13 protein-coding genes are annotated in these 13465 nt (G+C 33.5%); 7 read left to right on the forward strand and 6 right to left on the reverse strand.

Going from position 1 to position 13465, the window contains the following annotated elements; all coding sequences use genetic code 11:
- Positions 1–18: 18 nt before the first annotated feature.
- Entirely contained in the window at positions 19–1320 is a 1302-nt protein-coding gene (locus C0Z22_RS11315) for an NFACT RNA binding domain-containing protein (protein WP_103218484.1), read from the reverse strand.
- Here C0Z22_RS11315 and C0Z22_RS11320 point away from each other — a divergent pair.
- A complete protein-coding gene (locus C0Z22_RS11320; RefSeq protein ID WP_103218485.1) occupies positions 1319–3649 on the forward strand; it encodes a Smr/MutS family protein in 2331 nt (776 codons plus the stop codon). The genes C0Z22_RS11315 and C0Z22_RS11320 overlap by 2 nt on opposite strands.
- Here the strand turns inward: C0Z22_RS11320 and lepB are convergent.
- The 5 genes from lepB to C0Z22_RS11345 all read right to left on the reverse strand — a co-directional run bounded on the left by lepB (position 3633) and on the right by C0Z22_RS11345 (position 8336).
- Positions 3633–4358 carry a signal peptidase I gene (gene lepB / locus C0Z22_RS11325; RefSeq protein WP_103218486.1) on the reverse strand — a complete coding sequence of 242 codons (726 nt, stop codon included), beginning with the start codon at positions 4356–4358 and terminating at the stop codon, positions 3633–3635. The genes C0Z22_RS11320 and lepB overlap by 17 nt on opposite strands.
- Entirely contained in the window at positions 4355–5566 is a 1212-nt protein-coding gene (locus C0Z22_RS11330) for a penicillin-binding transpeptidase domain-containing protein (protein WP_146037876.1), read from the reverse strand. The genes lepB and C0Z22_RS11330 overlap by 4 nt, the downstream gene beginning before the upstream one ends.
- Positions 5567–5570: 4 nt before the next feature.
- The gene (locus C0Z22_RS11335) at positions 5571–6173 is read right to left on the reverse strand and encodes an RlmE family RNA methyltransferase (protein ID WP_103218488.1); all 603 of its coding nucleotides are present in this window, start codon (positions 6171–6173) and stop codon (positions 5571–5573) included.
- A gap of 453 nt (positions 6174–6626) precedes the next feature.
- Positions 6627–6788: a hypothetical protein gene (locus C0Z22_RS16045; RefSeq protein WP_158246909.1), complete on the reverse strand. Its 162-nt coding sequence runs from the start codon at positions 6786–6788 to the stop codon at positions 6627–6629.
- Between the two features lie 138 nt (positions 6789–6926).
- Entirely contained in the window at positions 6927–8336 is a 1410-nt protein-coding gene (locus tag C0Z22_RS11345) for a hypothetical protein (protein ID WP_146037877.1), read from the reverse strand.
- Positions 8337–8693: 357 nt separating this feature from the next.
- On the opposite strand from C0Z22_RS11345, the gene fliD reads away from it, so the two are divergent.
- The 6 genes from fliD to C0Z22_RS16050 all read left to right on the forward strand — a co-directional run bounded on the left by fliD (position 8694) and on the right by C0Z22_RS16050 (position 13459).
- The gene (gene fliD / locus C0Z22_RS11350) at positions 8694–10061 is read left to right on the forward strand and encodes a flagellar filament capping protein FliD (RefSeq protein ID WP_146037878.1); all 1368 of its coding nucleotides are present in this window, start codon (positions 8694–8696) and stop codon (positions 10059–10061) included.
- Positions 10062–10075: 14 nt separating this feature from the next.
- Entirely contained in the window at positions 10076–10465 is a 390-nt protein-coding gene (fliS, locus tag C0Z22_RS11355) for a flagellar export chaperone FliS (protein WP_103218492.1), read from the forward strand.
- Positions 10465–10875, forward strand: coding sequence for a hypothetical protein (locus C0Z22_RS11360; RefSeq protein ID WP_103218493.1), 411 nt, complete (start codon positions 10465–10467; stop codon positions 10873–10875). The genes fliS and C0Z22_RS11360 overlap by 1 nt, the downstream gene beginning before the upstream one ends.
- A 108-nt stretch (positions 10876–10983) precedes the next feature.
- Positions 10984–11682, forward strand: coding sequence for a hypothetical protein (locus C0Z22_RS11365; RefSeq protein ID WP_103218494.1), 699 nt, complete (start codon positions 10984–10986; stop codon positions 11680–11682).
- Positions 11683–11691: 9 nt separating this feature from the next.
- Complete coding sequence (locus C0Z22_RS11370; protein ID WP_103218495.1) at positions 11692–13335, forward strand: glycosyltransferase family 9 protein; 1644 nt, start codon at positions 11692–11694, stop codon at positions 13333–13335.
- Entirely contained in the window at positions 13319–13459 is a 141-nt protein-coding gene (locus C0Z22_RS16050; protein WP_158246910.1) for a hypothetical protein, read from the forward strand. The genes C0Z22_RS11370 and C0Z22_RS16050 overlap by 17 nt, the downstream gene beginning before the upstream one ends.
- The last annotated feature ends 6 nt before the right edge of the window (positions 13460–13465 follow it).

Below are 13465 nucleotides of genomic sequence, written 5' to 3' on the forward strand. Positions count from 1 at the left end.
TAAAAGGGACACAGACCTTTACCAACTAGTTGAAATTATTTCCTTCCAATTGACTTTAGGTAAAATCAAATGCTTTTCCTTCTTATAAATAACTTTACCTGCAGAGCCCTTAACACCTTTTAAATTCTCTACCTGAGTAAATATAACAGGTATTTGATCAGCACTAAACTCACTGTAATCAGCTAGAATTGAAGCAACTACACTATATTTATCAAAATCAAAGCCTTCTAAATTCTTAACAATAACGTGAGCACTCTTATCTCCATCTATATGAAACCAAATATCACCCTTACTAGACCATTTACTTCGGATATAATCATTTCCCTTAGTATTTAGTCCAACAGCAATTGATATCTCATTCCATTTAAAAATTGAATGATCATCCGACTTATTAACTTCAGTATTTTTGGGTGCTACTTTCTTCCAAACTGGTACATTCACTTTTTCTCGAACAAATACTTCCTTCTTGGACTCAATTTCTTTAATAACATCAGCAAGACGTTTTTCAAGAAATTCCTCACCTTTTCGCAATTTCTTAATCTTCGTGAAAAGAATATTCTTCTTTTGATAGTAACTAAGGCCAAAATCAAACTTAGCTTTGAGTGATTTATATTTGAAAACGTGTTCATTTAAATCTAATTCATCGTTAATTAATTTCTTTTCAAGCTCATGTCTAACCTTACAGTTTTCAAGGTCTTTTTGAATAAAATTTTTCTTACGCAACAATTTTTTGTTATAAGTTGTCTCTGCTTTTTTATTAAAAACATCTTCTTCAGCTAGAATAAGCTTTTTTTCCTTAACATCTTTTGTATCAAGTTGTTTTCTTCCTAATTCATTGAAGATGTCGAAATAATTTTCAAAATCAAAAACTTGCTTCTTATTCGATTGCCATGGAGAAAAGTGAAACTTCTTCCCCTCGTTTATATAAACATAACTAAAGAATAGTTGTCGTCCTTTCCAGAAAAGCAAAAGGTTACTCTTATCGTAAAACTTGAAATTTAAGCACTTATCTTTGGTATCAGTTTCAATTTCAATAAGTCGACTATTTCGAATATTAGATCTTAGAAATTCTAGAAACTGATCACGTGTAATTCGATATTCTGAAGGAATCGATTGAATTGAGTCCCAAATACCACAATGCTCTCCTCCTCTTCCAATTGTAATGCAAAGATTCTTTCCTCTAAGTCTAAGCTGTAATAATACGAGCTTTCCCGATGAGAAGATTTTTTGTATTCGAGGATTTGTTGAAGCGCCATTTTCAATTAATTGATCATTAATTCTATCGACATTTCGCCCTAGCTCTGAGAAATTTAAATTCATGAATAATCCAACAATTTTGTCACAAACACTGAGTAATATTGACTGGAGCAAGATAGCTTCTGAAATAATCACCCACGCAAGATTTCAAGTTAATAAAAATATTATAGAACATAATCCAAAGATATTCGAATCTGAACAATTAAGTGAGCATTTTTTTGACTTAAATGAGATTATTAAGAAAATTGATGAGTCAGGTAGTTTAGGAGACTATTTTTTTAGTAATTTGAGAGATAGTGAAGAAAATCACAATGCCCTAAATTACATCTCTAAAGGTGGCGTTGCGACATTAGATCAGCTTAACTTTCTGGCAAATACAATTGAAAACCTTTTTTCAGCCAAAAGAGTTCTTAATTTTAGCCACTATCGAATTTATCTAGATGAGTTAGTGAATAAAACTCAAAGGCTAAAGCAGAAATTTATCAATCCATTTAGAAAGTTTGTCGATGCAGACGGCAGTGTTCATCTTGAAAGACACCCTATTATCGCACCACTTATCCAAGAACAATTAGGATTAGAAAAAAGAATTCGAGAAACAATCAATTTTATTCTTAAGGATGAAGACATTTCCAAGCGTCTTCAAATGGATACTTTTGATATTATTAATGAAAGATTTGTCATTCCAATCAGAAGTGACTCTTATAGAAGTGATCTAGGCAGTATCGTTGCAAGGTCTTCAACAGGTAACACACTTTTTGTTGAACCAGTTGCAACGAGAAAGATGTCTAATGATCTTATCGAAATAAACTCTAAAATTGACTATGCCATATCACAAATATGTAAGAATTTTTGTGACCTAGTGAATAACGATCTTTCAACAATGCATGATGTGTATTCATTTTTTATAGAATTAGATTATACATATACATTAGCTAGTTATTCACACGCGAAAAGTTTTTGTTATCCAGAAGTTAGTATTGATGGTTCAACAAACTTGGTAGATTTTTATCATCCATTAATTGATAATTGTGTCAGAAACACAATCGAAGTTGATAGTGAAAAAAGAGGTATTATTATCTCTGGTCCCAATACAGGTGGTAAGACAGTATCCATCAAAAGTATTGTTATTGCCCATTTATTCCTAAAACTTGGGTTATTCATTCCTGCGCAAAAAGCAAAACTACAATATAAAAGTGATGTATTCTACTTTGACAGCGATTACCAAGATTTAGAAATGGGACTAAGCTCATTTGCGGGAGAAGTTCAGGTAATCTTATCAATGCTAGAAAATATTCAAAATGATTCACTTATTGCTGCAGATGAGATTTTTAATTCGACATCTTCAGATGAGGCATCATCACTTGCTTATTCAATTATTAATTATGTTACAAAAGAGCTTGGTTGTGATGTTCTTATTTCGACACACCACCAATTACTTAAAACCAAAATCCAAGAAAGTGAAGAATTTATCTCGGCCCATGTAGGTTATGATTTTGATAATAATACTCCTACATACAAACTAATCATTGGAACACCTGGTTCATCAATGGCACTAGAGATATTTAAGCGACTTAGTAAGAAACACAATATTCCTGAATTTATTTTAGATGATGCTAAAAAAATGCTTGATACTAAATACGTTACTTATGAAAGGCTTCTTCAAGATCTATCTAAGAAACAAGAAAAAATCAGCAAAACACTTAAAGAAAACATTCAGCTTAATCATGAACTTAAGAATCAAAAAAAATCTCAAGAAGGTATTCTCTTCTTAGAGAAACAGAGAGCTTATGATCAATATGAAAAAGAAATTAAAAAGATCATAAAAGGTCTTAATGATGTTAAGACTAAAAGCTTAAGTAATGAAATTTCTACCTTAAACAAGCAATATGAAAGACTTAAACCAAATAGAAATGAAAGGTCAAAAGAAGAAAGACAAATTGCAACTGAGATAAAAGTTGGTTCTCGCTATTTTTGCGACCGTCTGAATTCGACATGTATTGTTTCTGAAATAAAAGGTAAGAATTGTGTTGTTGAGGTTAATGGAAAGAAAATTTCTGTTCCAAAGGCTTCCCTTTTTGATCAACAAGGTATCAACAATAAGAAGCCACAAAAAGCAAAAAAAGTTGAAATTAATGTCTTTAAGACCATTAACTACACTACAGAGGTTAATTGTCGTGGGATGCGTTTAAGCGAATTCCAGCAGAAAGTTTTTTCATGCATTGATGATCTAAGAATGGGACATATTCCCTATTTAATCATTGTACATGGCCATGGCGATGGTACATTAAAGAAATGGCTGAGAAATGAGCTTAGAAGACAGAGAGATCTAAATTGGTCACCAGATGAAGGAAATGATGGTGCAACAAGAATCGATCTTACTCAATCGACTTAAAAATACGCTCTGATTTTATATTCATTTGACCAGTATAGCTATCTTGCATCATTGAGAACCAAACGAAGAAGGCGCGTCCTCTAATATTTTCAAATGGTACGAATCCCCATGCTCTAGAATCAGAAGAGTTGTCTCGATTATCTCCCATTACGAAATAATGGTCTTTTGGTATTTTTGTTGCGGGATAGTTTAGCTTATAGATATTATCCATATCTTTTTTAACAACAAATGTTTTCTCATTCATCTTAGTTTCAAGATAATCGTAATTATCGTTGAATCTTGTTGCAATTAATTTTTCGTTTATTGGTTTACCATTGATATAAATCTTCTTGTTTTTAATCTCAATAGTTTCACCAGGTAGTCCAACGACTCTTTTAATATAATTAATTTTTGGATCGTTTGGATATTTAAAAACAATGATGTCTCCACGTTGAACATCATTAGTTCTAAGTAGATATACAGGGTTTGAATTAACCCCACCTAGGGCAATATCAGAAAAGGGTAACTTTAGGCCATAGCTGAATTTTTCAACTAAAATAAAATCACCTATTTCTAGTGTCGGGATCATTGAACCAGAGGGAATTCGATATGGCTCATAAAAAGAAGATCTAAAAACCAAAAGAAATAATATTATTAGAAATGAGTCTCGACTCATCCTTAGAAAACTTTTCTTACGACTAGCAATTTTCTCGTCTAAAATATCACTCACTTAATTCCTCGATAATACTTTGAAATAATTTCTTGCGCCAACTTAGTCGATTTCACATACCATTTCTTATAGTTAATAATCATGACACAAACAGAGATACCCTTATCGTCTAAATTATTTTTCGGTTTAGCATAAGATGTAAACCAATCTCTTTTCCCAAACGGAAAACCACCAGTAATTGAACCAGTTTTACCGCCTATCTCGAGTTTATTAGCAATACGTCTACTCATGTATCTTCGAAAAGTTCTTCTTGCAGTACCGCGTTTAATCGTTCCTTGCATTAGTTCAGATAGTTCTTTAGCAGTATCTTGGCCAATAACCTGATCTTTACGAATTTCGTTTTGCCAAACCTTTTGATTCTGTTCATCAACTAAGTCAGTTGCCAGTCGTGGATATTGTAAAACCCCATCATTAGCAACAACACTTGATAGTACAGCACAATGAACCGGAGAGATTTGCGTACGTTTATTAAAGCCCGACGCTATTTCGGCCATTGCATAGTCTGTTTGAGGAATTTCAAATGTCGACTTGGCCAAGTCAATTTCCTTCATTAACTCGTCATTAAAGCCAAGGCGCTTTGCCATCTCCTCTAACTCTTCAGGAGTTGTATTATTAATTGCAGCCTTTCCAAAAATTACATTATTAGAATATGCAAAAGCCTTATCAAAAGATGTTGTTCGCTGCCAACGCGATTTTTTATTCTTTAACTGATATTTATAAAGAGTCGTTCCGCGACCACGATATTTAAACTTATCATGAATATTAAAATCTTCATTATTAATAAGATCTGCACTTGTAACAATCTTAAAAACACTTGCTGCCGGATGTGTCCCAGTAAAAGGAAGAAGGTAATCAAAAACCTTTCCTTCTCTTGTAAATCCAATACTGACTAATAGATTACCGTTGTTATTATCCATAACAACAATAGCTGCTTTATCAGGACGATAATAACGAAGTCGTTTTCTTACAAAGCTCTCTAATTCAGGATCTGTTGAATAGTTCACTTTGTAAGATTTCGAATTATGTGAAATTGTTTGTTTAAATGGAGTTTTAGGATCTAAAAGTTGGCTTGAGAGGTAGTGCTTCAATTGATGATTATCAATTTCACTCGCCTTTGGCTTAACTTCTATTTTCTTTTGCTCGTCTTTTCCTACTAAAAAATATCCTATTAAAGCGAGCGGAGCTAAAACTAATAAATACTTATACAAAAACCTATATTTGAACACCTTTATAGCCCTTACCAATCACAAAGAACTCCTTACTAACCGAACGTGTAGATTTCGGCTTTAGGAAATGGAATTCTTTAAAAATACTTCTTTGTGATTTTAAAAAGACTTGGGCCTCATGGCCATCAAATACTTTAATTACAAAGTTTCCATCTTTTTTTAAAAAGACATCAAGATGTGCAAAAACTTGTTCAATTAAATTTAAACTTCTTAATTGGTCTACAGAGCGTACACCAGTAGTGTTTGGGGCCATATCAGAAATCACAACATCAAATTTGCGATCAAAATCAAGCTCCTCCACAGTTGTTACATCAAAAATCGACTTTTCAAAAAGCCTGACATTCTTAACTCCTAAAAGTTTCTTATTTACTGGCTTGATATCAATACCCACTGCAAAGCCTTCTGGCCCAATCTTCTTGCTCGTATACTGCATCCAAGAGCCTGGAAAATAGCCTAAGTCGAGTACATTATTACCCTTTTCGATAACCTTATACTTCTTATCAATTTCTTCTAGCTTATAAATAGAGCGGGCCAAAAAGTTTTCTTTCTTAGCCTTGTTGTAATAATAATCTTTTACTTTAAACGTCATTAACTAAACCTTATATCTGATATTAGACCAACATTATTCAAAAAACTGAAAAAGTCGCTTTTTGTAAGTCCACGACATTTTTCTTACATCTGAGCGCGAAAAAAAAATTTCTTTTGTGAAAAAACTTATTGACTCAGGTTTTTTACTAACATTATTAACAGAGTTATCCACACTTGACCATAATACTTGGTTATTTTTCATTAATTTAACTTTTACTAATGAAATGCCTTATTTTCAACACTTTACCTTAGATGTTGCGATGTGATGACAGGTTTTGACAGGTCGCAAGTAAACTTACCAACAAAAAAAGCTAACTTATCCACATATGCACATTTCAAAGTGCTTTTAAAGCTTGTCAATAATATTTTTCGAATATCTGAAGTAAGATTTTGAGGGATGGATTTCCCTTATGCTCAAAGCACAATAATAGTTATTTCAGTAAGGTAGAGGCAGTTACTCGGAAGTAACCATGAATTCTAATTCTTCACTACCTGCTAGGATCGCTCCATACTCTTCACCATCATCATAAGTAAATGAACTAGCTATCAGCTTGATACTACTATCAGCTGGGTCGACAAATACAAATGGATGTGAAGTGGCCGCGTCTTTACGCATTTTGTAGGAATCAGAAAACTCTTCAAACAATTGTCTTGTTATATGAGACTTAAACAGATGAAACTCCCTTTCATCGTTAACGTTAATTAAATTATAAATTAATTCTCATATAAATAAATAATTTTAAGTCCTAGGATTTTAGTCAATTGCTCCGATCGTTCTTAATAGGATTTTAACTCGTCCTTCAAAGTGTGAGTCCAGTAGACAGATAATAATATAAACCGCGTATATCATATTCCTAGAGCTTCTAAGCCCTCTGATTTTCTGGAAGATAACTTCAATAAGTAAGACACTAAAAAATGCCAATAACCACAGTATAGAAAAGTCCTGAAATGTTCGCGAACTAAAGAGAACGTCAATTAGAAGGAGGCACAGAATAGAGATCGCAACCTTAATGGAAGAATCATGCGAGATATTTAGTATTTTGTGCTTCTCACTTCGCGTTTGCCCTAAAATTTTATACATAAAAACTATTAGGCCAAAAATTGAGAGAATAAAGAATGATTTACGAGACACGAGCCTCATAATCTCTGCAGAAATTATGTTTACACTTTCAATCATTTCGATTGAAACGGTGCTCGTTGATAAAAAGAACAGAGAAATAGAGAGAAAGACTCCCAACAATGTATATTTGAAAAATTGTCTCTTATACCATGCAGTTTCCTCTTTGAAGAAAACAAAATGGATTAATAGGAGTTGAACTATTAATAAGATTATATTCGACTTATCAATAACTGTTCCCCAAGCACCTAGCAGACCTATAAACAGCCCTGAACGGTACGTAGAACTCTTTGTCGACCAGAGTGTAGACCATACCCACACAACAGAAAAAGTCGTTAAAAGGGTAAATCCGTAGTTATTTGCAAGTATCTTTGAAAATGACCAAGAAGAAACTAACGCGAATACTCCAAGAAGAGATAGTCTCCTTGAAACAAAATTTCGAAGAAGAGCGTAGAAGGTCATCAAAAATAGAGACATCGTTACAAAGTAAAAATGAATCGACCATGATAGATTTAAAAGCTTTGGATACTTACTAAATGGAATATAGTTAATTGATATAAAGTTCCAGAATGCTCCTGAGACTCGTTCACTTGGATCAAAGAACAGCCTTAGAGAACTTGTCGAAAATAAATTCGGCAACTGAGGTAGCGAAGTAAAGAACATAACTACTGTTAAAAATAGTACTGTCTTTTCAAACTTATCAAGATAGCGATACTCATGGAAGTTAGTCGAAACCGACTCCTTAATGATCTTTCCTCGCGTAGGCCATGAATAAAATAGCCCCATCACAATCCACGTAAGCCAAAAAATATTATAACTCCACTTGTGAGGCAAAAGGCTTAGCAAGTTGAAATAAATGGCCATAAAGAACATCCCCATAAAAAGTCGATAAACGACTCTATCGATGGATGAGTTCACTTTGAAATATATCTTTAATCGGTGGTCAATTTCCTTTCCCAGTAAGAACCACTGAGAAACAATAAACATTGAAAAGAAAATCATTGCGATAATTTGCCAAATTGGCTCGAGATTAACTTCTTTTTGCAAATAGATTGGCAATAATAAGAATGTAAAATATGTAACTAGTCGAAATAACAAGAATTTTGTCTTTTCAATGTAAATATCCGACTTTTTCTCTAAAGTTTTCACAGTAATACCCGATAAATTTAGTACAAAATCCCAATCCCAAAAAAATTACTTTCTCGAAAAGTACCCGCCCACAAGGCGGGTTTTTTATTTTCAGGGATTTATCTATTATAGCCCCTAAAACATCAAATGACGAAGAGGCCTTGCCTAGAAAATTCTTCCACTAATGATGCGACGGAAAAAAAAGCTCAAGTGTGATAAAATCAGAGTTGGAGACAAGTGTGAAAAGGATTTTCACATCTAAAATCAGGAGGATTTTTGTCGATAGCAATGGGCTCCATTAACACGGGACTTCCAAAGGATATTGTTCAGCAAATTATGAAAGCTGAACGAATTCCTATTCAAAATATGGAAATGCGTAAAGGTAAGATCTCTGACAAGAAAGCACTTGTCCAAGAGCTTACGTCCCTAGTTGAAGGTATGCGTGGAACCCTCCTCCAAAACGGTAGTGCCAGATCTCTAAGAGAATTAAGTGTTATTGGAAATGATGATATCGTAGGAATTACTGCGGATAAGAACGTTGCGGAACCAGCAACATATCAATTCGAAGTTAAACAACTTGCACAGAAGTCTTCGGCCATGACATCTGGTTTTGCTGATCCAGATGAAAGTTATATTGGTGTTGGGTTTATTCAATACTCACTACCAAGTGGCGATACAAAAGAAATATACGTAGATACTGACAACGCTTCATTAAAGTCAGTAGCAAAACTAATTAACAAAGATGAAGAATCAGGACTAAGGGCCAGTGTTATCAATGACGGTTCGGAATCAGATACACCTTGGCGCCTAATCCTATCGCTAAAAGATACTGGTGATATTAACAAGGCAGAATTTCCACACTTCTATTTCGTAGATGGTGAACAAGATTTTTATATTGAATTTGAAAGAGAGGCCCAAGACGCTGTCGTTGCACTTGATGGTTTTGAAATCGAATTACCTGAAAATAAAGCGGCAGAACTAATACCTGGTGTAACTCTTGATCTTAAAAAGGCAAAGCCTGGTGATGAGTTCACTATCAATATTAGTGAAGATGCTGGAAAAATTGGAGAGAAAGTAAAATCTCTAATTGATCAAATTAACGGTGTATTCTCATTCATTAAACAACAAAACACAATGGATGAAACGACTGATACCTCTCGAACTCTAGGTGGAGATATTCTTCTACAATCAATCGAATCTCGATTAAGAAGTGCAATCTTTAAAGATATTCCTCTTAAAGACGGAGGGACTTCTCGTATTGGAGAACTAGGTATCCAATTTTCAAGGGAAGGTTTACTTGAGTTTGATCAGAAGAAATTTCAAACAGTAATGGAGAAAGATTACGATCATATTGCTGAAGTTCTAACTGGTCGCTACGAAGACGGTACAAAAACTAATGGATTCATCGATAACCTCAAAGAAACTGTAGGCCAGCTTCTTCAGTTTCCAAATGGTCTACTCTCTTCAAGAAAAAGATCACTAGAAAATAATATTGAAACAATTGATAGAAGGATTGCTCAAAGAGAGAACATGCTTCAACAAAAAGAAAAGAACTTAAAAGATAAATTTTCACGCTTAGAAGGAACCATGTCTAGGATTCGTTCACAAGGTGCAGGCCTTGGCGGACCTCAGCCGATGGGATAATTAAGGAGAAGTAAATGAGTTACGGTTTAGGTGCCTACAAACAAACATCTGTAAAAACAGCAAGTAAGGAGCAAATCCTACTTATGCTTTATCAAGCTGCTATTAAAAATTGTAAAAAAGCAATTGAAGCAATTGAAAAGAAGGACTTATCTGCGAAAGGACAATTTATTGGAAAGCTACAAGATATTATCATCGAGCTTAACAGTAGTTTAGACTTTGAAGTTGGTGGAGATGTGGCCAAAGAACTTTCATCTTTATATGACTTTATGCTTTTTTCAAGTACACAGGCAAATATCAAAATTGATAAGGAGCCATTAAAAGGAGTCCTTGAAGTTTTAACGACGCTATATGAAGGTTGGCAAGAAGCTGTTAAGCAACTTAGAGTTGAGCAAAAGGCTAAATAATGAACACAATAGAGATCTTTAATAAGATCACTAGACATCTAGATTTACTGGGACTTCTCGTTAACTCTACAAAGTCTATGATCACTTCATGTAACAATGGAAGATTTGACCTCGTTGATAATATCTCTGAAAATAGAGAGCGACTGATTAATATCATTCGCCTACTCCAAGATGATATTGAAGCTGAAATTCAGAATAATAAAGTGATTTATCCACAAGAAGATATCGAAATCTTTAAATCTTGGATACAAGATGTCACGGAACTTGTTCATGAAAATCAAAAGCTTGATGATGAGTGCTTAAACCTACTATCACAAGCAAAAGAGTCAACTACTAAAGAAATCTCAACTGTCTTCAAAAAACGTCAACAATTTCAGGGCTACAACCTGAACAATGTAAAAAACAGGTAATACTAGACCAGTTTGCCCCCTTAATCGAAATTATAGTATAATATGGTGGAGCTCTAGGAAAGAGCTTCACTTTATATAAAGACCATTGGGCCTTAGGACGAGGAAATTATGGAACTAGCAAAAGAATTAGTACAAGCAATTCCTGCAAAATCACTTTCTTTCTTAGATATACATTCGTACGAAATTAAACAATCACGAAGTAATTTAAAGGTACCTGTTATTAACGGCGTACACCTACATTCGAATTACCATCCTGCAAAGGAAGCTAAAAAGCTAATCGCCAATATCGAGCATCAACTTAAAGAGAATAAGAATTTATTAATTTTAGGTTTAGGTTTTGCCTACCACGTCTATGAAGCATGTAAGCTTCTTGAGATATACCATGGTCAAGATTATAAAGTTATTGTCATCGAACCTAATGAGCAAACATACACAGAATGTATAAAGAACAATTTATTTCCAAATAAAAACATCGAAGTATATGCCACTGATGATGTGGCGAGTATCTATAAAGAAAAGAATGTCGCATCATTTCTTTCTCAAAAACCAACTATACTTACTCATGCTCCTTCATTCTCTCTTTACAATAAGTTCTACAAAGACTTTTTAGATTTTGAAGCGAGTAGCAAAATCGGTGACTGTATCGAGCATATTAAATCAAGCGAACTTAAGTCCCTACTCTATAATGCTGATCAAGACTTAACAATTGATCAACATATCGACAGAGCAATATATCAAACAAATCAATTTAAAAATAAAAATGATTTTTTACTCCTGGCTTTTGATGCCGTAATCAAGCAAGGTTAAGAGGAATAGATGAAAGATATACTAATTATCAACTTCAAAAGACATGGTGACATTTTTCAAATGGGACGACTTGTCTCATCACTAAAGAACAAACACCCTGAAGCAAATATAACGATTTTAATTAACAAAGAATTTGAAAAGTCTGCTGAGTTACTAAATGGTGTTAAAAATATCATCACACTTGATAGAAAAAAGATTGTTAGCTACAAAAAAAATAAGATCTATTCAAACGGCTTTGCTCTCGATGAATTTGGTAAAACGATAAAAGAAATAAATAAAAGTTGGAATTTAGTAATAAACTACTCTAACGATAGAATCTCAACGAGTTTAGCATCATATATAAACAAAGAATTTAAAGGTATTCAATTTGACCTTAACTGTAATGTTAAATACTCAAATGAATGGGCTGTTGTATTTAATGACGTACTTACACAACAAAAATATGCTCCACTAAATTTCAATGATTGCTATCATAAGATGGTTGGAATTGAAGAAAACAACTCATTCAATGCCCTACACGTTTCAAATGAATACAATAAGGTATGCCATCAAAATTTCTTAAAAATGAGAAAGGCCGAAGGAAAAATCGATCCTAAGCTGATAGCTATTCAACTAACAGCATCAAACATTAATAAAATGATTGAAAGGCAAGAACTTATCAATCTAATCAACAAACTTAATGCACAAGAAGATACGATCCCATTGCTAGTGATCGCTCCGTCATCAGACGAAAGATCTTATGCTAATAAAATCAATTCCGAATTAGACAAGAAAGCTGTAACAATTGAAGCACAGTTCAGTGCTCTTCCATCAGTGTTAATCAACTGTGATCTTTTAATTACACCAGATACAGCAATAAAGCATATGGCAGATATATTAGATGTTCCAACAATTGAGCTTTCAATGGGTCCTTCACCATTTCTTAAACAAGGAACAACAAATCTAGAAAGTATGATTATCACTCCACGAATTAAAGATCGTGACTTTGCTTATGGCCCAAGTGCACACACGGAAAAACAAGTTAGAAATAATGAGATCATTAAAGCTGAAGATATTATTTATGTACTTAATAAGTATTTCCTAAATAAAGAAGAACAATATCTACAAAACACTGACATATCGATCTATCAAATCAAACACGACGAATTAGGTGGTTTTTATAAAAATATAGAAGGACGTATCGATACAGAAATAGAGCTTGAAAGGTATCTATCAAGAGATTTCTTATATCGAAAAATAGAACGAAAAACACTTTCTGGACACGGTATTGTCGAAAGTGACTTAAACTTTACGTACAACTGGCTAGAGCAAGCTCAGGGGGAATTAATTAAATCCTCACGTCATGTGTTAGCAGCAATTAAGGCAACACTTGCACAAGACACGCAAAAACTACAAGCAAAGTTAGCGGATATTAATTTATATATAGGTCATACATCTGATTACTGCGCACTTCCATTTTTATTCTACAGAGCAAAAATTAATAATATCGAAACACCGACTCTATCAGAAGTAGAGCATATTTTAATCGCTTTAAAAAATGATCTACAAATACAATTTGAACAAATTAAAGAAGTATCAATTTTAGTAAGAGAGAGTCGTAGTAGATTACGAGAAGAATCTACAAAGGAATTATTAAATGAATCAAGATCATAACAATTTAAGGACTGAATTCTTCAAAGAACTTGAAAGAATTCAAGAGAAACAAGTCAAAAGAGAAAACTTGAGCGAAGACGACATGGCCTTTTTATATCTATGTTCTGTCCTAGAAGAAGAATAGGAGCAA

Origin of the sequence: Halobacteriovorax sp. DA5 (assembly GCF_002903145.1) — a bacterium.
In the GTDB taxonomy this organism is placed as follows: domain Bacteria; phylum Bdellovibrionota; class Bacteriovoracia; order Bacteriovoracales; family Bacteriovoracaceae; genus Halobacteriovorax_A.